Consider the following 20,515-nt stretch of genomic DNA (forward strand, 5'->3'; position numbering starts at 1 on the left):
AACTTCCCGGGCCGCGGGAATGGGTTGTCGAAGGGACGAATGGGCGGAGGGGCGGACGAGGGGCGGCCGGCGACCTGGGTCTCGGCGATCTGGGCGGCGCGCTACCGCACGCCGGCTCGTTTCGTCGCGCTGATCGCGTTGCTGCTGCCGTGGACGACCACCGGGACGACGTTCGCGCTGATCCCCTGGCTGATTGCCTTCGCGTTCCTCGATCTGCCCGACTTTCCGCGCTCGCTGCTGCGTCCGGTCAGTCTGCTGCCGATCGCGCTGGTGGTCCTCGCAGCTGTCGGCATGCTCTGGTCGGGTGCCCCATGGCCGGAAAGAATTCATGCGATCGGGCCGGTGTTGAAGCTCCTGGTGATCCCGCTCCTGATCTACCAGTTCGAGCGTTGGCCCTACGGCCTCTGGGTGTTCGCGGCCTTTCTGGCGTCCTGCGCGCTGGTCATGCTGGTCTCCTTCGCCGTGGCTGTTGACCCCGATCTGTCGCTGAAGCTCTATCTGTCGCGCGGACCGTACAAGGTCGAGAGCGGGATCGCCGTGCGCAACTATATCGATCAGAGCCAGGAGTTCGCCCTCTGCGCGATTGCCTTGATCTATCCGATCGTGACGCTGTTTCGAAAGGGACGCGTCCGCATCGCGATAGTGCTCGCGGCCATCGCGACCGGCTTTCTCGTCAACATGATGTTTGTCGTGGTCTCGCGCACCGCGCTGGTGACGCTGCCGATCCTGCTCGTGGTCTTTGCTCTCCTGCATCTGCGTTGGCGCGCCGCCTTGCTGGCCGCGGGGGCGATGGCCTTGTTGGCTGTATTCCTCTGGGCGGTCTCGCCGCATCTGCGCGTGACCGTTGCGAAATTCCAGGGCGACTACGAGATCAGCGTGGAGGACAAGCAGGTGAGCGGCATGGGCTCGCGTCTGGAGTACTGGCGCAAATCCCTGGGCTTCATTGCAGACGCGCCGCTGCTTGGCCACGGCACCGGCTCGATCCGCGCTCTGTTCGCGAGTGCGGCTGCGGATGTGGAGGTCGATCCGCTGCGCAGCGAGATCGTCAGCAATCCGCACAATCAGACGCTAAGCGTTGCGGTGCAATGGGGCGTGGTGGGCGTCCTGGTGCTCTACGCGCTGTGGTTTGCGCATTTGCTGATGTTCCGTCGCGAGGGGCTCGCCTGCTGGATCGGCCTGTTGGTCGTGGTGCAGAACATGCTGTCCTCGCTGCTCAACACCCATTTGTTCGACTTCACGCCGGGCTGGACCTATGTGCTTGGTGTCGGTGTCGCAGGCGGCATGGCGCTGGCGAAGAAGAGCTAGAACGCATTGACGCTGTTCCAGACCAGCGTCGCGCCCGACAGGAACAGCAGGCCGAGCACGACGTCGCCAAAATGCTTGTCGCTGAGCGCGTGATAGACACGCGCTCCCAGCCAGGCGCCGATCAGCGTGCCCGGGAATGCGACCATCGCGAGCCAGACCACCTTGAATGCGACCAGGCCCGAGGCCGTCTGCAGCATCAGCGCGGTCGCAAGCACGGTGAAATTGAACAACTGGAAGATGCCGCGCCGCTCGTGCTTGTTCCAACCACGGATGTTGGCCCACAGGATCGGGAGCGGACCGGACAGGCCGGCAAGGCCGCCCAGAATGCCGCCGGCAAAGCCGATCGCGCCATCGGCGATGCGGCCGCCGAAGGTCACGGCGAACTGCTTCTTGTTGAAGTACAGCGCGCTCGAGAAGATCAGCAAGAGGACGCCGACGCTCAGCCTGAACACCTTGGGATCGGCGGAGGCGACCAGCGTGGTCCCGATCGGTACGCCGATCAACCCGCCGATCAGGAACGGCCACACCAGCGAGAGGTCAAAGCTCTTCCACATCGATGGCAGCGTCGAACTCTGCGCGATCACCGAGCAGATCAGCACCAAGGGCACCGCGAGCGAGGGCGGCAGAACATAGAGCCAGATGCCGAGCGCCATCAGCGCCGTGCCGAACCCGGCCAGCCCCGAGACGAAGCCACCGGCCAGCGCGCCGAACAGCAGCAGCGCAATCGTGAACGTTTCCAAGCCTTAGGTTCCTGTTGGCGCGATCTCGTGATCACCGCACCGTGCATAGCACGGCCACGGACGTGACGGTCAATGCATGCTTGCACGCAACCGCGGCCTGCAATCGTCGGGCATTTTCGAACGACATGCCCGGCCCAGGTCGTCCGCATAGGAGTTCGGGTTCGCGGCTCGATGAGCGTAGCCCCGCGGATTCCGCAGTCCAGGGTGGACAATGGACAACAACCATAGGTGGGGCGCGCCGGTGATGCCACCGATGTGATTAATCGTGAACCCGCTCCTTGTTGGAAAAGAGCGACCCGATTCGTATCTGAGGCGGGCGGCTGTCGATTGGAGGAAAAACGATGCGTATGATTCTGGCTTCGAGCCTCTTGATCGCCTTGGCGGGCTCTGTGAACGCGGCCACGGTGCACCACGCGCACCGGCACCATATTGTTCGTCCCGATCAGGGCGCCTCGGACCCCGCTTCGGCTTTTGGTTACGCGCCATCCGGGCCGGCGATCTACCCCCGCGCGGCACCATACGGTGAAGACTATGGAATGTATCCGCGAGATTCCCAGGGTTACGCACCCGGCGAACGCGAGCAATTTCTCGACAGCGTGAGACAAGGTGGCTAACGCGCCTTAGACGATCTGCCTGGTATCAGCGGGTCTTTGCAGGGCGCCGGTCAGAATCCGGAGTGCTTGCGTGAGTTCCGCACGATTGCGCGCGGCGCCGAGCGACAGCCGCGCCGCATTCGGCGGGTCGCCATCGACCACGAAAGAGTCGCTCGCCACGACGGCAAGCCCTTCGCGCAGCAGCTGCGCGGTGACATCGCGGCGGCCCAATCCCTCCGGCAGCCGCAGCCACAAATGATGCGCGGCGGGCCGGGCCTGGAACTGAAACCCCTTCAGCGCGCGCTGCGCCAATTGCTGGCGGCCGACGGCCTCGCTGCGGATGGCCGTGATGATGCGGTCGGCGATCCCACCCTCGAGCCAGTGCGTCACCAGCGCGACCATGAGCGGTGCCGGCATCTGCACGGTCGCTTGCAGATGGCCTCGCATCTGAAGCTGCGCGCCGCTGTCGGGCGCGAGCAGATAGGCAACGCGCAGCGCCGGCGCGATGCATTTTGACAGTGTGGTCGCGAGATATGTCCTGTCAGGGATGAGGTTCGCAATCGGCGAGGCCGATCGCTCGAGCAGCCCGTAGGCATCATCTTCGATCAGGTCTGTATCGGCATCGCGGACGATCTTTGCGATGGCGTTACGACGATCGGCGGAGAGCGTCGCGGTGGTCGGATTGTGCAACGTCGGAATGAGATAGACAGCCTTCGGCTTGTAGCTGCGGCATGCCTTCGCCAGCGCATCGGGCAAGATGCCGCCGTCATCCATGGCGACGCCGACGAGCCTGACGCCGAGCTGCGCCGCCGCCGCTTTGATGCCAGGGAAAGTGAGAGCCTCCGTCAGCACGACGTCACCCGGCCGCGCAAGGTGCGCGAGCAGGTTGAACAGGATCGTCTGCGCGCCGGGAAAGATCACGAGCTTGTCGGCCTGCGCATGTGGAACGCGCGAGCGCATCCAGCGCGCGGCGACCTCGCGCTCATGCGCGCTGCCGCCCGGCGGCTGGTAGTTCAGGAACGCGGTCAGACCCGATTGCGCGCGAAGGGCCTCAAGGCCGGCGAGGATGCGCTCGTCGAGCTGCGCCTCCAGCGGATGCGGCGGCACGTTCATCGACAGATCGATCGCGAGCGGATGCGGCAGGTCGACGGCGCGGCGCGCGCTGGTCTCCGACACGAACGAGCCCTGGCCGACCCGGGCCTCCATGATGCCGCGGCGCCGCGCCTCGGTGTAGGCGCGCGTCACCGTGGTGAGGTCAATGCCCAGCGCTTTGGCCAGCGCGCGCTGCGTCGGCAGTTGCTGTCCCCGCACCAGCCGGCCGGCGGCGATGTCGGCCTCCATGGCCTCGACGATACGCTGGTAGCGCGGCCCTGACAGCTCCGAGATTGTAGGGGTCCAATCCATGCAATTTGGGTCCATATCCTTTGAATGTATGGAAACGGTATATTATTGTATGCAAAACGGAAGAGGTGTCGTCATGGCGACCGGTTCAGTTTCTCTGGCAAAGGCGATGTGGCGCGGTTTTCGCGGCAAGTGCCCGAGCTGCGGCGAAGGGCACATGTTCGGCCGTTTCCTGAAAGTGGCCCACGCCTGCGATCATTGCGGCGAGGAGCTGTCCCACCAGCGCGCCGACGATTTTCCGGCCTACCTAGTGATGGTTGTGGTCGGCCATCTCGTGGTGCCGGTGATCCTCGCGGTCGAGACCGCCTATGCGCCGCCGGTCTGGCTGCAACTCGCGGTGTGGCTGCCGGTGACGCTGTTTGCCTCGCTCGCGCTGCTGCAACCGACTAAGGGCGCCATCGTCGGCCTGCAGTGGCAGATCGGCATGCACGGGTTCGAGGCGGGCAAGCTGCGGCGCGAAGCGGGCCAGCTTGCGCCCGTGCTGGTGAAGGCGCCGCGCGCGGCCTGAGGCGGCTCGCGGCGTTTACATCGCGCCGGCCATCGCTACACTCCATCGCGTCAAGACAACAACGATGGAAACGCCGATGGCCGCACGCGCAAGAACCTTCCTGCTCTGTCATGGCGCGTGGTCCGGCGGCTGGTCGTGGCGGAAGATGCATCCGCTGATGGCGCAGGCCGGCCACCGCCTGATTGCGCCGACCTACACCGGGCTCGGCGAGCGTGCGCATCTTGCCAGTCCCGCTGTTGATCTCGACACGCACATCCAGGACATCCTGGGCGTCATCAAGTTTGAGGATCTCGACGACATCGTGCTGCTCGGCCACAGCTATGGCGGCATGGTCGCGACCGGCGTTGCCGACCGCGCGCGTGAGCGCATCACGCAACTGATCTATCTTGACGCCTTCGTGCCGCGTGACGGCCAGTCGTTGTTCGATCTCAACGAAGCTGGACGCGAGCCGATGCGCAAGGCAGCCGCCGCCGGCGATGGCTACCGCATCCCGCCGAACCCGCCGCCATCAGATACGCCGCAGGCTGATCTCGATTGGCTCAACGCGCGCCGCATCAACATGCCGATCAAATGTTTCGAAACGAAGCTGAAGCTTCAGCACGGCGAACCGGCGATGCCGCGGAGCTACATCTATTGCGCCCGCATTCCGCCGGGCGACGTGTTCGGCCAATTCGCAAGGCGCGCGAAGAGCGAGGATGGTTGGCGCTATTTCGAGCTCGACGCCAGCCACGCGCCGAACGTGACGGCGCCAGAGGCGTTGGTGGGTGTGTTGCAGGAGATCGTGGCTTAACCCACAGCCGTCATTCCGGGGCGCGACGAAGTCGCGAGCCCGGAATCCATCCCTCCACCAACTCTGTCGCACGATGGATTCCGGGCTCTCGCTTCGCGAGCCCCGGAATGACGGCAATTGAATGGTTGCGCGCACGGTCCAAAATGGTGAGGGGTCCGATGCGCTAGCATCGAACCCCTCGTTGCAAGATATCAGCCGGCCTGTAAGCCGGGTTCTGTAGGGCACCGCCTGCTTGCGCAGGCGATACGTGACGGCCATTCCTCTGGGACCATGTTTGCACATGGCCTCGAGCAACCTACCCGGACGGCGGGCCTGACATCGCCCCGCGGCGTTATCGCTCAAAGCGAACAGCCCGCTACGCCGTCCCTATTCGGTTTTGCTCCCGGTGGGGTTTACCATGCCGGCTCCGTTGCCGGACCCGCGGTGCGCTCTTACCGCACCTTTTCACCCTTACTTCCTCCGAGGAGGGAGCGGTTCGTTCTCTGTGGCACTTTCCCTGGGGTCGCCCCCGCCGGACGTTATCCGGCACCGTATGTCAAGGGAGCCCGGACTTTCCTCCCCGGCGGCCTTTCGGCACCTGCCGGAGCGGCCGTCCGGCCGACTGACTGACAACGCAATGGGCATTTGTGACGGTTTCGTCAAGCCAAGATCGTGGCGCACGCGGCGGCGGAAATAATTTATCCTGAAGATGTCGTTTGGTGCCGGCCCCGTTCGACTGATGTCGGCGATCCCGCCGAACCACAGGAGTGAAGCGATGCAATATCTGCTGCTGATCTACCGGAACGAAAACTACATGACCGACATGAGCGCCGCCGACCGCCAGAAGCTGATGGGAGAATACGGCGCCTACACGCAGTCGATCATCCAGAGCGGCCATTTCAAGGCCGGCGACGGCCTGCAGCCGACCACGACGGCGACCACGGTGCGCGTGCGCGACGGCAAGACCATGACCACCGACGGTCCGTTCGCGGAAACGCGCGAGCAGCTCGGCGGCTATTACCTGGTCGAGGCCAAGGATCTCGACGAGGCCGTTGCGCTCGCCGCGCGAGTTCCCGAGGCGAAGCGGGGTTCGATCGAGGTCCGGCCGGTCATGATCTACAATTGATCACACCAAGCGACATCGACAGGATCTTCCGCGACGAGGCGGGGCGGGCGCTGGCCACCCTGATCCGCCTCGTCGGTGATTTCGATTTGGCCGAGGACGCGCTGCAAGATGCGTTCGCGGTCGCGCTGGAGCGCTGGGCGGCCGGCGAAATCCCCGACAATCCGCGCGCCTGGCTCGTCAATGTCGGCCGCAACAAGGCGATCGACCGTATCAGGCGCCAGGCCGCCTTTCGCGGCAAGCAGCAGGCGCTCCTGCATGAGCTCGAGCTCAACGCGAATACGCCGGCCGAGCCGCCGGCGATGCTCGACGACGACATGCTGCGGCTGATCTTCACCTGTTGCCATCCGGCGTTCGCAGCCGAGGTGCAGGTCGCGCTGACGCTGCGCACCGTCTGCGGCCTCTCTGCCGCGCAGGTCGCGCGGGCGTTCCTCGTCGGTGAGGATGCGATGGCGCAGCGGCTCGTCCGCGCCAAGCAGAAGATCAGGCTCGCCGGCATCCCCTATGAGGTGCCGGAGCGCGAGGCGCTGGTGCCGCGGCTCGACGGCGTGCTCGCCGTGATCTATCTCGTCTTTACCGAGGGTTATGTCGCAACCTCGGGCGCCGACCTGATGCGGCCCGATCTCGCGACTGAGGCAATCAGGCTCGCGCGCCTGCTCGACCGTCTGATGCCCGATCGCGCCGCAATCAAGGGCCTGCTGGCGTTGATGCTGTTGCACGATGCGCGCCGCGCTGGCCGCGAGACCGCGGCCGGCGACATCGTCCTTCTCGAAGAGCAGGACCGCTCGCTGTGGGATCGCGCGCAGATCGAGCAAGGCTTGCGTCTCGTCGACGACGCGCTGCGCCTGCCGGGCCGGCCGCAGCCCTATGCGGTGCAAGCCGCGATCGCCGCACTGCATGCTCGCGCGCCGAGTTTCGAGGCGACCGACTGGCCGCAGATCGCCGGGCTCTATGAAGTGCTGTTGCGCATCAATCCGTCACCGGTGATCGAGCTCAACCACGCCGCCGCCGTGTCGATGGTCGACGGCCCTGCCCGCGCGCTCGATCTCGTCGAGGCGATCACCGCGCGCGGCGGCCTTGACGGCTACGAGTTGCTGCCGGCCGTGCGCGCGGATTTGCTGCGGCGCCTCGAGCGGAAGCAGGAAGCGCGCGAGGCCTATGCGGCAGCGACGGCGGCAACGCAGTTGGAACCGTTGCGGCGTCTGTATGCGCGGCGGGTGAGGGAGATGGGGTAGGTGCCACAAACTCCGTCATTGCGAGCGCAGCGAAGCAATCCAGAATCGTTCCGCGGAGACACTCTGGATTGCTTCGTCGCAAGAGCTCCTCGCAATGACGGCTTCGCCGTCACTTCGACGCGGCAGCGGTCCCATCGGCCGGCAGGCTCGCCAGCAGCGCCTGCAGCGTCGACAGCGTCGAGTGATCGGCAATACCATCCAGGCGCGCGGGGCGGAAGTGGCGCTGGAAGGCGGTAACGACTTCCATGGTCGCGGCATCGTACTTGCCTGACAGCGGCACGCCATAACCATAGCGTGCGAGCGCCTGCTGCAGGTTCAGCACCGCGTCGCTGATGGTGCCGAGCATCAGGGTCTCGCCGCGCACGATTGGCGCCGGCGTCACCCAGTGACCGACGCCGGAATTAGCCAGGGAATGCCAGGGAAATTTTTCGCCGGGATCCTTCTTGCGTGCGGGCGCGACATCGGAATGGCCGAGCACGCGCTGCGGCGCTACCTTGCGGCGGAGCATGATGCCGCGGCACAGCGCGATCACGGCCGCGATCTGGCGCAGCGGATATTCCGGATAGCCCCAATCATGGCCGCGATTGATGATCTCGATCCCGATCGAGCAGGAGTTGATGTCGTCCTCGCCGGCCCAGGACGAGACGCCGGCGTGCCAGGCGCGGCGCGATTCCGGCACGCATTGCACGATGCGGCCGTCCTCCAGCACGACGTAATGAGCCGACACTTCGGTGCCGGCCGTGCACAGCCGCGCCAGCGCGCCCTCGACGTCGGGCATGCCGGTGTAGTGCAGCAAGATCATGTCGATCTGCCGTCCCTTATTGCGCTCGCCGTGATTGGGCGACGGGATGATGTCCGAGACGATCGACGAATCCGGCTCGAACGTCCGCATGTTCGCCGCGGCCTTTGGAACCGGGAGAACGCGCTGACGCTTCGAATCAGTACCCGACGGTGTTGACGGACCGGACGACATAAACAGCTCAGAATCGGAGGACGGCTGGGCCAAGCCCTTCTCTTTACTATTTCTTTACTGTCCGGTCCGCGCAATCGCGCAGGTCGGTTAATGCGTGCATTTTGCGCCTGGTGTGTGGATGACGCATCACCACCCAGGCACCTTTTCGAGATGTCGTGAGCCGATCAACGCTTTCTTAACGCTAAGCGCCGTTACTGAGAGGTGAAGAGCCGACCCGCGTCCGGAGGCGGCCAAAAGCGTTTTTGGCTCGAATCCCCATGGCTGCCCGACATATTCCACTGGGAATACCGGGATTGATGCCTGGGACGACCGGGCGCGGCGCGCATGCTGGCAAGCATGCTGAAGAGGGGCTTTGTCGTGGAACCGCCGCGACGCGGAGTTATTCGAGGCGTGATGGGCTGCTTCGCCGCCGATTTCACCTGTCTGCCCGACCGGCGCGACGCATGAGCGACGCGCCGCACATTCCCGTGCTCGGCGTCGAGGCGGTCGCGCATCTCGCGCTGCGCGAGGGCGGCATCTATGTCGATGCCACCTTCGGGGCCGGCGGCTACAGCCGCGCCATCCTCGATGTGCCGGGAACCCAGGTCATCGCGATCGATCGCGATCGCACCGCGATTGCCGGCGGCGCCGAGCTGGTTGCGAGCGCTTCGGGCCGGCTGGCACTGGTCGAAGACCGTTTCTCGAATCTTGCCGAAGTCTGCGCCGCACAAGGCGTCAAGGCGGTCGACGGCGTCGTGATGGATGTCGGGGTGTCCTCGATGCAGCTCGACCAGGCCGGTCGCGGCTTCTCGTTCCGTCTCGACGGTCCGCTCGATATGCGGATGGGGCAGACCGGGCCGACGGCCGCCGAAATCGTCGCGCGTGCCTCGGAAGGCGATCTCGCGGACATCATCTACCTCTTCGGAGAAGAACGGCATTCGCGCCGAATCGCCCGTGCCATTGTGGCGGACCGGCAGGAGACGCCGTTCACCACCACGCGCGCGCTCGCCGATCTCGTCGGCCGCGTGGTGCGCTCGAAGCCCGGTGAGATTCACCCGGCGACGCGGACGTTCCAGGCGCTGCGCATCTTCGTCAACGAAGAGCTCGAAGAACTCCGGACCGCGCTCGCCGCGGCTGAGCGCGTGCTCAAGCCCGGCGGCCGTCTCGTCGTGGTTTCCTTCCATTCGCTGGAAGATCGCATCGTCAAGAATTTCCTCGCAGAGCGTTCCAAGACCGGCGGCGGCTCGCGGCATCTGCCGGAGGTGGCGCAAACAGCACCGAGCTTCCAGCTGCTGACGCGGCGGCCCGTGATCGCCGGCGAGGCAGAAGTCGCGCACAATCCGCGGGCGCGTTCCGCAAAGCTGCGCGCCGCCGAGCGCACCACGGCGCCTGCGCATCATGACGACGAGCCATCGTCTTGGCCAAAACTCTCCGACGTGATGAGGGGCGGCTAGCAGATGCGCTTCATCCACCTTCTCGTCATCGGCGCGCTGATCTTCGCGGCGGCCTATGTCTACCGGATCAAGATGGATTCCACCGCGCGCACCGAGAAGGTGCTGCGGCTGCATGCGGAGATCCGCGAGCAGCGCGATGCGATCGCGCAGCTGCGCTCCGAATGGGCCAAGCTCGATGCGCCCTTGCGCCTGCAAGGCCTGGTCGAGCGGCATCTGCCGCTCAAGCCCGTCAATGGCACGCAATATGATTCACTGAAGAACCTGCCGGATCGTCCGCCGCGGATGTTCCGGCCGGGCGAGCCTGATCCGATCGGGTCCATGATCAACACCATCGAAGCCGCGAGCGATCCCGATAGCGTGACCGGCTCGGTGCCCCAGCCCGAGGACAAGCAATGAGCGCTGTTCCGGCCAAACCCTCCGCGCGGCCAGCCGAGCCTTGGCGCCAGCGTCTGATCCGCAGCCTCCTCTACGGGCGCAATGTCGATCGCGCCGCGAAAGCGCGTGCGCGCGTCGGCCTTGCGATACTCGCCTTTGCCACCGTCTACACCCTGATCGCCGGCCGCCTCGTGATGTTCGCGATCGGCGCCGACGCCCACGGCGCGCGTCGTGCCGCCTCGCAGGAAGTGGTTGCGACCGCCCGGCCCGACATCGTCGACCGCAACGGCGCGATCCTCGCGACCGACGTCAAGGCCGCCAGCATGTTCGGCGAGCCGCGCCGCATCATCGACAAGGACGAGGCGATCGAGCTGTTGACCGCGACCGTGCCCGATCTCGACGAGGCCGAGGTGCGTGACCGCCTGAAAACGCGCAAGGGCTTCGTCTGGCTGAAGCGCGAGATCACGGCAAAGCAGCAGCAGGACATCCACAAGCTCGGCATTCCCGGCATCGGCTTCCTGCGCGAGAACAAGCGTGTCTATCCGACCGGCAACGAGGTCGCCCACCTCATTGGTCTGGTCAATATCGACAACCAGGGCATCGCCGGCATGGAGAAGTGGCTCGACAACCAGGGCCTCGCCGATCTCCATCGCGCCGGTTTTGCGACCGATCGCCTGCAAAAGCCGGTCGAACTGTCGGTCGATCTGCGCGTCGAGCACGCTTTGCGCGACGAACTGCTGAAGGCCAAGGAAAAGTTCCACACCAAGGCGGCCTCCGGCCTCGTCACCAATGTCAACACCGGCGAAATCATCGCCATGGTGTCGGTGCCGGATTTCGACCCGAACAATCCCAAGGAAGCCCACGATCCTGACCGTATCAACCGCCTGACCACGGGTGTCTACGAGATGGGCTCGACGTTCAAGGCCTTCACGCTCGCGATGGCGCTCGATACCGGCAAGTACGGCCTCGACTCGCTGTGGGATGCGCGCGGGCCGCTGCACTACGGCAAGTTCGCGATTCATGACGACGAGCCGAAGGGCCGCTTCCTGAGCATGAAGGAGGTGTTCACCTTCTCCTCCAACGTCGGCGCCGCGCGCATCGCGCTGTCGCAGGGCGTGGAGGCCCACAAGGCCTTCCTGCGCAAGATGGGCCAGCTCGAACGGCTGCGGACCGAATTGCCGGAAAGCGCCTCGCCGATCGTGCCGAAACGCTGGGGCGATCTGAACACCATCACCATCTCGTTCGGCCACGGCATGGCCGTGGCGCCGTTGCAGGCCGTGATGGGCGTCAGCGCGCTGGCCAATGGCGGCCTGCTGATTCCGCCGACCTTCCTCAAGCGGTCGGAAGAGGAGGCGCGGGCGGTCGCAAAGCGCGTGATCAAGCCCGAGACGTCGGACAAGATGCGGTTCCTGATGCGGCTCAATGCTGAGATCGGCACCGCCAAGAGGGCCAACGTTCCCGGTTACTATATCGGCGGCAAGACCGGCACCGCCGAAAAGGTGATCAATGGCCGCTATGCCAAGAAGAAAGTGCTGACCGCGTTCACCGCGATCCTGCCGGCGGACAAGCCAAAGTACCAGCTCCTGATCATGCTCGACGAGCCGCAGCCGCTGAAGGAGACCTACGGCTTCATCACCTCGGGCTGGAACGCTGTTCCCACCGCCGGCAACGTCATCACCCGGATCGGGCCGCTGCTCGGCATCGAGCCCCGCTACGACTTGCCGCCCGCGGACCGCCTTATTCTTGCAGCATCCAGGACAACCCAGTAATCAACTGGGGTGGCCGCCGCCGCCGCTGATTCGGCTTTTCCTGACGATTCGGCGTTCCGGCGCGGCATGTCGACTGGAAGACCATGAAGCTGCGTGACCTCTTAGGCCAAGATGCTTTGGGCCATGAAGCCGCGATCGAGCCTATAGCGGGGGCGCTCGAGGTGACGGGCGTTGCGCTCGACAGCCGCGCGGTCAAGCCGGGCGACCTCTTCTTTGCGCTCGCAGGCAGCAAGACTGACGGTGCGCGCTTCATCGACGCTGCCATCGCGGCCGGCGCGCTGGCCGTGGTCGGGGATCACGCACCCGACGGCTGCAAGGTCCCGTTCATCACGGTCGCCAATCCGCGTCGCGCGCTGGCGCTGGCGACGGCCAGATTTTTCCCGGCCCAGCCTGCGACGATCGCGGCGGTCACCGGCACCAGCGGCAAGACTTCGGTCGCCGCGTTCACGCGCCAGATCTGGGAACGGCTCGGCCACGCTTCGGCCAGCATCGGCACCATCGGTCTCGTCTCGCCCAAGCGCACCGTCTACGGTTCGCTGACGACGCCCGATCCGATCGCGCTGCACCGGCAGCTCGATGAGATCGCGCGGGAAGGCGTGACGCATCTCGCCTTCGAAGCCTCGTCGCACGGCCTCGATCAATATCGCCTGGACGGCGTGCGCATCGCCGCCGGCGGCTTCACCAACCTGTCGCGCGACCATATGGATTACCATCCGACCGTCGCGCACTATCTTGCAGCAAAGCTCAGGCTGTTCCGCGAGCTCATTCCATCGGGTGGCGCCGCGGTGATCTCGGCCGATCATGATTGCTCGGCGGAGGCGATCGACGCGGCGAAGACGCGTGGTCTGCATGTGATGGCGGTGGGACGCAACGGCGATGGGGCAGGCGAGGGTATCCGCCTCCTCGAGGCCGTGGTCGAAGGCTTTTCGCAAAGGCTCAGCCTCGAACATCGCGGCAAACATCATGCAGTCCGGCTGCCGCTGGTCGGTGAATTCCAGATCGAGAACGCGCTGGTGTCGGCCGGCCTTGCCATCGGCACCGGCAGCGATGCAGCCAATGTGTTTGCGAGCCTCGAACATCTGGAAGGCGCCAAGGGACGGCTCGAGCGGGTCGGGGAGCGTAACGGCGCGCCTGTCTTCGTCGACTATGCGCACAAGCCCGATGCGCTGGCGAAGGCGCTGCAGGCGCTGCGGCCTTACGCCAGGCGGAGACTGATCGTCGTCTTCGGCGCCGGCGGCGATCGCGATGCCGGCAAGCGGCCGATCATGGGCGAGATCGCGGCCGAGAATGCCGATCGCGTCATCATCACCGACGACAATCCGCGCAGCGAAAAGCCGGAAGCCATTCGCGCCGCGATCCTCGCCACCGCCAAGGGCGCGCGCGAAATCGGCGATCGCGCGGCCGCGATCCGTGCGGCGATCGAGGAGCTGGAAGATGGCGATGCGCTGCTCATCGCCGGCAAGGGCCACGAGACCGGGCAGATCGTCGGCAGCGAGGTCCTGCCGTTCAGTGATCACGAGGCGGTCGCCGCCGCATTAGCAACGAGGGTCGCATGAGCGGGCCATTATGGACGGTTGCCGAGGTGGCGCGTGCGCTGGGTGCAACAGGATCATTCCCTGATACCCCGATCGACTTCGTCACCCAGGACAGCCGCGTGGTGAAGCCGGGCAGTCTGTTCGTGGCGCTATCAGGCACGCCGAGCGGCGGCTTCATCTCGGCCTTCGCAAGTGCGCGCGATGGCTGGGAGTTCGCGGACAAGGCGGAAGCATCAGGTGCGGTCGCGATGATCGTGCCGCACGAGATCGCGGGCATCAGTGTCCCGCAGATCGTCGTCAAGGACACGCTGATCGACGGCCTCTGGGGTCTCGCCCGCGCCGCGCGCGCACGCTTCAACGGCCCCGTGATCGGATTGACCGGCAGTGCCGGCAAGACGAGCACCAAGGAATTTTTGGCGGCCTATCCCAATGCCTATGCGAGCCCGTCGAGCTTCAACAATTTCTGGGGTGTGCCGCTGACGCTGTGCAATGCGAAGGCAGACGCCAGCCTTTGGGTGGTCGAGATGGGCATGAACCAGCCAGGCGAGATCGCGCGGCTCAGCGAGTTGACGCGGCCGACGGTCGCGCTCGTCGTCAACGTCCAGCCGGTGCATCTGGAAAAGCTCGGCTCGCTCGATGCGATCAGGCGCGAGAAAGTGTCGATCGCGCTCGGCCTGCCCGACGACGGCGTGCTGGTGCTCCCCGCCGGGCTCAAGGCGGCGGAATGGAAGGGCAAGGTGGTGCGCTTCGGCGAGCATGCCGAGGTGCACGAGGTCAAGCACGCGCCGCATGGCGAGAGCTGGCAGGTCGTGGCCGCGATCGGCAAGAAGGAGATCGCCTTCAGCCTGACGCCGGGCGCGCCGCACCGCGTGCAGAATGCGCTCGCCGCGCTCGCCTCTGTTCATGCCGCCCATCTCGATGTCGCGACGCTCGCGATCAAGCTCGATCGCGTCGGCATCATGACCGGCCGCGGCGTCGAGCAGGCGGTCGGCGGCGTCACCGTGATCGACGACAGCTTCAACGGCAATCCGGCGAGCGTCGCTGCCGCGCTGCAAAGCCTGCAGGCGCGCAACGTGACCGGCGGTCGCCGCATTGCGGTGCTCGGCGACATGCTGGAGCTGGGCGACGATGCCCCGCGCTACCACACCGCGCTGGCTTCGCATCTCCAAGGCATCGACGGCATCTATTGCGTCGGTCCCCTGATGCGGCACCTCTATGACACGCTTCCATCAGGCAAGGGGCTTGGCTGGCACGACGATCCTGCCACACTTAAACCCAGCGAGGTCGCTAGCCTGCTGAAGGCAGGCGATGTCGTGGTTGTCAAGGGCAGCAAGAAGATGTTCTGGGTCAACAAGTTTGTGCCGGGCCTAGTGGCCGCCTTGCAGGCAAAGGCGTAAACTGCTTGGAAGGCGCAGTTTCCGAATCCCACCCTTTGCGCCGTCCGGTTTCTTTGGGGTCGCCCGACCCCATGACGAAGACCAGAGAATGCGCGTCAGAGGTTGGGGCCTGAGCGAAGGCCGCGCGAAAGGCGCCATAGGACCGACTGAATGTTTTACTGGCTGATAGAGCTCTCCAACACATTTCCGGGCTTCGGTGCCGTGCGCACCGTTCTGAACGTCTTCCGCTACATCACCTTCCGAACCGGCGGTGCAATTGCCACCGGCGCGCTGTTCGTGTTCCTGTTCGGACCCTGGATCATCGATCATTTGCGCATCCGCCAGGGCAAGGGCCAGCCGATCCGCACCGATGGTCCGCAATCGCATCTGGCCAAGAAGGGCACGCCCACCATGGGCGGGCTGATGATCCTGTCCGGGCTGACGGTCGCCACGGTGCTCTGGGCCAATCCGCTCAATCCTTACGTCTGGATCGTGCTGGCGGTGACGCTCGGCTTTGGCTTCGTCGGCTTCTATGACGATTACCTCAAGGTGACCAAGCAGACCACGAGCGGCTTCGGCGGCAAGCTGCGCCTCCTGATCGAAGCGATCATCGCGCTGGTCGCCTGCTACGCGCTGGTGCGGCTGAACCGCGATCCCGCCTCGACCGCGCTGACGGTCCCCTTCCTGAAGGACACCGTGCTGCATTTCGGCTGGTTCTTCGTGGTGTTCGGCGCCTTCGTCATCGTTGGTGCCGGCAATGCCGTGAACCTCACCGACGGTCTCGACGGCCTCGCGATCGTGCCTGTCATGATCGCGACCGCGAGCTTTGGGCTGATCGCCTATCTCGCCGGCAACGCGGTGTTCGCCGATTATCTCCAGATCAAATATGTCGCCGGCACCGGCGAACTGGCGGTGCTTTGCGGCGCGCTGCTGGGTGCCGGGCTCGGCTTCCTCTGGTTCAATGCGCCGCCGGCCTCTATCTTCATGGGCGACACCGGCTCGCTCGCGCTCGGCGGCATGCTGGGCTCGATCGCGGTCGCGGTGAAGCACGAGATCGTGCTTGCGGTGATCGGGGGCCTGTTCGTGCTGGAGGCGGTCTCGGTGATCGTGCAGGTGGTATCGTTCAAGCTGACGGGCAAGCGCTTCTTCCGCATGGCGCCGATCCACCACCATTTCGAGCAGCTCGGCTGGACCGAGCCGCAGATCGTGATCCGCTTCTGGATCATCTCGGTGATGCTGGCGCTCGCCGGCCTTTCCACGCTGAAGCTGCGTTGATGATGGTGACGGCCCTGTATCCCCATTCTCGTCATTCCGGACGGCGCGAAGCGGCGATCCGGAATCTCGAGATTCCGGGTTCTCGCTGCGCGAGCCCCGGAATGACAGAGGCCCAATCATGATCCCCGTTACATCCTTTGCCGGCAAGACGGTCGCGGTGTTTGGCCTCGGCGGCTCGGGGCTGGCCTCGTGCCATGCGCTGCGGGCCGGTGGCGCCGAAGTGATCGCAGCCGACGACAATGCCGAGAATGTCACCAAGGCGGCGCAGGCGGGTTTCATCACCGCGGATTTGCGCAACGCCTCCTGGGACAATTTCGCAGCGCTGGTGCTCGCGCCCGGCGTGCCGCTGACTCATCCGGTGCCGCACTGGAGCGTGCTGAAGGCGCGCGAGGCAGGCGTCGAGGTGATCGGCGACATCGAGCTGTTCTGCCGCGAGCGGCGTCGTCACGCGCCGAACGCGCCGTTCGTCGCCATCACCGGCACCAACGGCAAGTCGACGACGACGGCCTTGATCGCGCATCTGACGAGGGTTGCCGGCTACGACACCCAGATGGGCGGAAATATCGGCACCGCGATCCTGTCGCTGGAGCCGCCGCGCACGGGCCGCGTCCACGTCATCGAGATGTCGTCCTACCAGATCGACCTCACGCCCTCGCTCGATCCCTCCGTCGGCATCCTGCTCAATGTCAGCGAGGACCACATCGATCGTCACGGCACGATCGAGCATTACGCTGAAGTGAAGGAGCGCCTGGTTGCGAACGTGCAGGCAGGCGGCACGTCCATCGTCGGCGTCGATGACGGCTGGTGCCGCGACATTGCCGACCGGCTCGATCGCGCCGGCAAGAACGTGGTGCGCATCTCCGTCAAGAATCCGCTCGCTTCAGGTATTCATGTCGAGCACGGCAGCATCGTGCGGACCGCGGGCGGCGCCCGCAGCGAGATCGCCAAGCTCGGCGGCATCGGCTCGCTGCGCGGCCTGCACAATGCGCAGAACGCAGCCTGCGCCGCTGCTGCCGCGCTCGCGATGGGTATCGGCCAGGACGTGCTTCAGAACGGCCTGCGCAGCTTTCCAGGCCTGGCACATCGCATGGAGCAGGTTGGTCGCCGCGGCAACGTGCTGTTCGTCAACGACTCCAAGGGCACCAACGCCGACGCTACAGCCCATGCGCTGTCGTCCTTTGCCGACATTTTCTGGATCGCGGGCGGCAAGCCGAAGGCGGGCGGCATCGCCAGCCTGGCGGGATTTTTCCCGCGCATCCGCAAGGCCTATCTGATCGGCGAGGCCGCGCAGGAATTTTCCGGCACGCTCGGTTCGGTCGCGCATGAGATCAGCCAGACACTCGACGTCGCGGTCGCGCACGCCGCGCGCGATGCGGAAGCATCAGGACTTGCGGATGCGGTCGTGCTGCTGTCGCCGGCCTGCGCCTCGTTCGACCAGTACCGCAATTTCGAGATCCGCGGCACCAGGTTCCGCGAACTGGTGCAGGCGCTGCCGGGCGTGAAGCCGGTGGTGTGAGGCGCGGCTGCTCCTCCGCTGTCGTCGCCCGGCCAGTGCGCAATTGCGCAGTAGCACCGGGCGACCCAGTATTCCAGAGACCGTGCTTGAGCCGAGGGGCCGCGGCGTACTGGATGCCCCGGTCGAGCCGGGGCATGACAGAGTGTTTTGTGGCGTCTGCGGAGCTCATCTCGAAACATCCGCATTCCCTTAACCCTCCGGTAACCAACCTCGGCGACCAATGGGCGGACCTCTGTCCGAAAGCGGCCGCCCATGCTCTCCCGTGAAGAACGCACCCCCTTTTCCGAGTGGTGGTGGACCGTCGACAAGCCGCTGTTCGGCGCGATCCTGCTCTTGATGCTGACCGGTGTCATCCTGTCGCTGGCGGCGAGCCCTTCGGTTGCGACCCGCATCGGGCTCGATCCCTTCCATTTCTTCAGCCGTCACGTGATGTTCCTGGCGCCGTCCTTCATGGTCCTGCTCGGCGTCTCCTTCCTGTCGCCGCGCGCGATCCGACGTTCGGCGCTGATCATCTTCGCGCTCAGCATCATCCTGATCGTGGTGACGCTCGCTATTGGCCCCGAGGTGAAGGGCTCGCGGCGCTGGATCACGCTCATCGGCGTCAATATCCAGGCCTCCGAAATCGCAAAGCCGTCCTTCGTCGTCATCGCCGCCTGGCTGTTCGCGGAATCGACCAGGCGACCGGAGATGCCGGCGACCTCGATGGCGCTGGTGCTGCTCTTGATGCTGGTCTCGCTGCTGGTGATGGAGCCGGACTTCGGCCAGACCATGCTGATCCTGATGGTGTGGGGCTCGCTGTTCTTCATCGCGGGCATGCGCATGATCTGGGTGTTCGGCCTCGCAGGCCTCGGCGCCGCCGGCCTGTTCAGCGCCTATCTGTTCGTCCCGCACGTCGCCGGCCGCATCAAGCGTTTCATGAATCCGGCTTCCGGCGACACCTTCCAGGTCGATACCGCAATGGAGGCGTTCTACAACGGCGGCTGGTTTGGCCTAGGGCCAGGCGAGGGCATCGCAAAACGGAACCTCCCGGACAGCCACACCGACTTCGTGTTCGCGGTCGCCGCCGAGGAGTTCGGCATCATCCTGTGCCTTGCCATGCTGGCGCTGTTCGCCTTCGTCGTCATCCGCACGCTGTCACGCGCCTATGCCAATGAGGACATGTTCTCGCGCTTTGCGGCCTCTGGGCTGGCGATCCTGTTCGGCGTCCAGGCCGCGATCAACATGTCGGTGAACCTGCAGCTCATCCCCGCCAAGGGCATGACGCTGCCGTTCATTTCGTACGGTGGTTCCTCGATTGTCTCGCTGGCCTATGGCGTCGGCATGATGCTGGCGCTGACGCGGCTGCGCCCGCGCACCGAGGTCGAGGCCAGCGGCCACGCCGAGGCGATGCGGAGCTACGCGTAGTTTCCGGTAATGGTTGAATGCATAGCCCGGATGGAGCGTAGCGCAATCCGGGATGCTTATTCCAACCGCGAGACCCCGGATTACGCTGCGCTCCATCCGGGCTACGGACTCGTCATTGCGAGCGGAGCGAAGCAATCCAGACTGTTCCTGCGGATGCATTTCTGGATTGCTTCGCTCCGCTCGCAATGACGGGGGAGACACTGTAAAACGTGAATTATGGATCAATCTCCCCTGATTCTTCTCGCCGCGGGCGGCACCGGCGGCCACCTGTTTCCGGCCGAGGCGCTCGGCGTCGAGTTGATCCGGCGCGGCTTTCGCGTGCGTCTCGTCACCGATGACCGCGCGCTGCGCTACAGCGGGCTGTTCAGCAAGGACATGATCGACGTCGTCGCGAGCGAGACCGCGCGCGGCCGCAATCCGATCCAGCTCGCCTATGCCGGCCTCACGCTCGCCACCGGTACGCTGTCCGCTTACAGCCTGATCAGGCGATTGAAGCCCGCAGCCGTCGTCGGCTTCGGCGGCTATCCGACATTGCCGCCGCTGGTTGCGGCAAAATTCGCCGGCGTGCCCGGCATCATCCACGACGCCAACGCCGTGCTTGGCCGCGCCAACCGTTTCCTGTCGAGCCGCGTGAAGGCCATCGCGACGTCGCTGCCCGGCGTGCTCGACCGAGATCCGGCGCTTGCGGCTAAGACCACGACAGTCGGCACGCCGATGCGACCGGCGGTGCTCGCCGCGGCGGCGGTGCCCTATGCCGCACCTGAAGCGAACGGACCGTTGCGCCTGCTCGTCGTCGGCGGCAGCCAGGGGGCGCGGATCATGGCCGACATCGTGCCCGGCGCGATCGAGCGGCTCGAGCCCGCTTTGTGGGGCCGTCTCGTGCTGACCCAGCAGGTACGCGACGAGGATATGACCCGCGTGCGCGCGGTGTATGACAAGCTCAAGATCAAGGTGGAGCTCGCGCCTTTCTTCACCGATCTGCCGGCGCGGCTCGCCTCCAATCATTGGATCGTGTCGCGTTCCGGCGCCGGCACGGTGGCCGAGCTCGCCGCGATCGGGCGGCCCTCGATCCTGGTGCCGCTGCCGGGCTCGATCGACCAGGACCAGTTCGCCAATGCCGGCGTGCTGGCCAGGGTTGACGGCGCGATCCGCATCCCGCAGACTGAGTTCACCTCCGATCGGCTC

Annotated in this window: 18 protein-coding genes and 1 other RNA gene; 15 read left to right on the plus strand and 4 right to left on the minus strand. The window is 65.4% G+C overall.

From position 1 onward, the window contains the following. Nucleotides 1–39 precede the first annotated feature (39 nt). Complete coding sequence (locus AOQ71_RS29645; protein ID WP_057754366.1) at nucleotides 40–1,305, plus strand: O-antigen ligase family protein; 1,266 nt, start codon at nucleotides 40–42, stop codon at nucleotides 1,303–1,305. Here the strand turns inward: AOQ71_RS29645 and AOQ71_RS29650 are convergent. After that, the gene (locus AOQ71_RS29650; protein WP_057754369.1) at nucleotides 1,302–2,045 is read right to left on the minus strand and encodes a sulfite exporter TauE/SafE family protein; all 744 of its coding nucleotides are present in this window, start codon (nucleotides 2,043–2,045) and stop codon (nucleotides 1,302–1,304) included. The two genes, AOQ71_RS29645 and AOQ71_RS29650, sit on opposite strands and share 4 nt — an antisense overlap. A gap of 341 nt (nucleotides 2,046–2,386) precedes the next feature. Between AOQ71_RS29650 and AOQ71_RS29655 the strand changes: the two genes are divergently transcribed. After that, on the plus strand, nucleotides 2,387–2,659 hold the full coding sequence (locus AOQ71_RS29655; RefSeq protein WP_157083684.1) for a hypothetical protein: 273 nt from the start codon (nucleotides 2,387–2,389) through the stop codon (nucleotides 2,657–2,659). Between the two features lie 6 nt (nucleotides 2,660–2,665). Here the strand turns inward: AOQ71_RS29655 and AOQ71_RS29660 are convergent, their stop codons facing one another. Further along, nucleotides 2,666–4,042, minus strand: coding sequence for an aminotransferase-like domain-containing protein (locus AOQ71_RS29660; protein WP_057754374.1), 1,377 nt, complete (start codon nucleotides 4,040–4,042; stop codon nucleotides 2,666–2,668). 73 nt (nucleotides 4,043–4,115) lie between these two features. Between AOQ71_RS29660 and AOQ71_RS29665 the strand changes: the two genes are divergently transcribed. Both AOQ71_RS29665 and AOQ71_RS29670 read left to right on the plus strand, forming a co-directional pair. Further along, on the plus strand, nucleotides 4,116–4,547 hold the full coding sequence (locus tag AOQ71_RS29665; protein WP_057754377.1) for a DUF983 domain-containing protein: 432 nt from the start codon (nucleotides 4,116–4,118) through the stop codon (nucleotides 4,545–4,547). A gap of 76 nt (nucleotides 4,548–4,623) precedes the next feature. After that, the gene (locus tag AOQ71_RS29670) at nucleotides 4,624–5,337 is read left to right on the plus strand and encodes an alpha/beta fold hydrolase (RefSeq protein WP_057754448.1); all 714 of its coding nucleotides are present in this window, start codon (nucleotides 4,624–4,626) and stop codon (nucleotides 5,335–5,337) included. Nucleotides 5,338–5,524: 187 nt separating this feature from the next. Here AOQ71_RS29670 and rnpB read toward each other — a convergent pair. After that, an RNA gene (gene rnpB, locus AOQ71_RS29805) (RNase P RNA component class A) lies at nucleotides 5,525–5,942 on the minus strand. A gap of 149 nt (nucleotides 5,943–6,091) precedes the next feature. Here rnpB and AOQ71_RS29675 point away from each other — a divergent pair. After that, entirely contained in the window at nucleotides 6,092–6,442 is a 351-nt protein-coding gene (locus AOQ71_RS29675; protein ID WP_057754450.1) for a YciI family protein, read from the plus strand. Further along, nucleotides 6,442–7,674: an RNA polymerase sigma factor gene (locus tag AOQ71_RS29680; protein WP_057754452.1), complete on the plus strand. Its 1,233-nt coding sequence runs from the start codon at nucleotides 6,442–6,444 to the stop codon at nucleotides 7,672–7,674. Before AOQ71_RS29675 ends, AOQ71_RS29680 begins: the two co-directional genes overlap by 1 nt. Before the next feature lie 109 nt (nucleotides 7,675–7,783). Here AOQ71_RS29680 and AOQ71_RS29685 read toward each other — a convergent pair whose 3' ends face one another. After that, nucleotides 7,784–8,566, minus strand: coding sequence for an N-acetylmuramoyl-L-alanine amidase (locus AOQ71_RS29685; RefSeq protein ID WP_057754380.1), 783 nt, complete (start codon nucleotides 8,564–8,566; stop codon nucleotides 7,784–7,786). A gap of 524 nt (nucleotides 8,567–9,090) precedes the next feature. Here AOQ71_RS29685 and rsmH point away from each other — a divergent pair. The 9 genes from rsmH to AOQ71_RS29730 all read left to right on the plus strand — a co-directional run. Then, complete coding sequence (gene rsmH / locus AOQ71_RS29690; protein WP_057754384.1) at nucleotides 9,091–10,080, plus strand: 16S rRNA (cytosine(1402)-N(4))-methyltransferase RsmH; 990 nt, start codon at nucleotides 9,091–9,093, stop codon at nucleotides 10,078–10,080. Nucleotides 10,081–10,083: 3 nt separating this feature from the next. Then, nucleotides 10,084–10,476, plus strand: coding sequence for a cell division protein FtsL (ftsL, locus tag AOQ71_RS29695; protein ID WP_057754387.1), 393 nt, complete (start codon nucleotides 10,084–10,086; stop codon nucleotides 10,474–10,476). Continuing rightward, entirely contained in the window at nucleotides 10,473–12,224 is a 1,752-nt protein-coding gene (locus tag AOQ71_RS29700; RefSeq protein ID WP_057754390.1) for a peptidoglycan D,D-transpeptidase FtsI family protein, read from the plus strand. Before ftsL ends, AOQ71_RS29700 begins: the two co-directional genes overlap by 4 nt. Before the next feature lie 83 nt (nucleotides 12,225–12,307). Next, complete coding sequence (locus tag AOQ71_RS29705; RefSeq protein WP_057754392.1) at nucleotides 12,308–13,780, plus strand: UDP-N-acetylmuramoyl-L-alanyl-D-glutamate--2,6-diaminopimelate ligase; 1,473 nt, start codon at nucleotides 12,308–12,310, stop codon at nucleotides 13,778–13,780. Further along, complete coding sequence (locus tag AOQ71_RS29710; protein WP_057754396.1) at nucleotides 13,777–15,156, plus strand: UDP-N-acetylmuramoyl-tripeptide--D-alanyl-D-alanine ligase; 1,380 nt, start codon at nucleotides 13,777–13,779, stop codon at nucleotides 15,154–15,156. The genes AOQ71_RS29705 and AOQ71_RS29710 overlap by 4 nt, the downstream gene beginning before the upstream one ends. 150 nt (nucleotides 15,157–15,306) lie before the next feature. Beyond that, nucleotides 15,307–16,410, plus strand: coding sequence for a phospho-N-acetylmuramoyl-pentapeptide-transferase (gene mraY, locus AOQ71_RS29715; RefSeq protein ID WP_057754400.1), 1,104 nt, complete (start codon nucleotides 15,307–15,309; stop codon nucleotides 16,408–16,410). Between the two features lie 118 nt (nucleotides 16,411–16,528). After that, the gene (gene murD / locus AOQ71_RS29720) at nucleotides 16,529–17,926 is read left to right on the plus strand and encodes a UDP-N-acetylmuramoyl-L-alanine--D-glutamate ligase (protein WP_057754404.1); all 1,398 of its coding nucleotides are present in this window, start codon (nucleotides 16,529–16,531) and stop codon (nucleotides 17,924–17,926) included. Between the two features lie 252 nt (nucleotides 17,927–18,178). Beyond that, a complete protein-coding gene (gene ftsW / locus AOQ71_RS29725) occupies nucleotides 18,179–19,330 on the plus strand; it encodes a putative lipid II flippase FtsW (RefSeq protein ID WP_057754406.1) in 1,152 nt (383 codons plus the stop codon). A gap of 216 nt (nucleotides 19,331–19,546) precedes the next feature. Further along, the coding region (locus AOQ71_RS29730; protein WP_057754411.1) for a UDP-N-acetylglucosamine--N-acetylmuramyl-(pentapeptide) pyrophosphoryl-undecaprenol N-acetylglucosamine transferase at nucleotides 19,547–20,515 on the plus strand (969 nt) is incomplete at its 3' end.

Origin of the sequence: Bradyrhizobium manausense, from assembly GCF_001440035.1 — a bacterium.
GTDB lineage: Bacteria > Pseudomonadota > Alphaproteobacteria > Rhizobiales > Xanthobacteraceae > Bradyrhizobium > Bradyrhizobium manausense.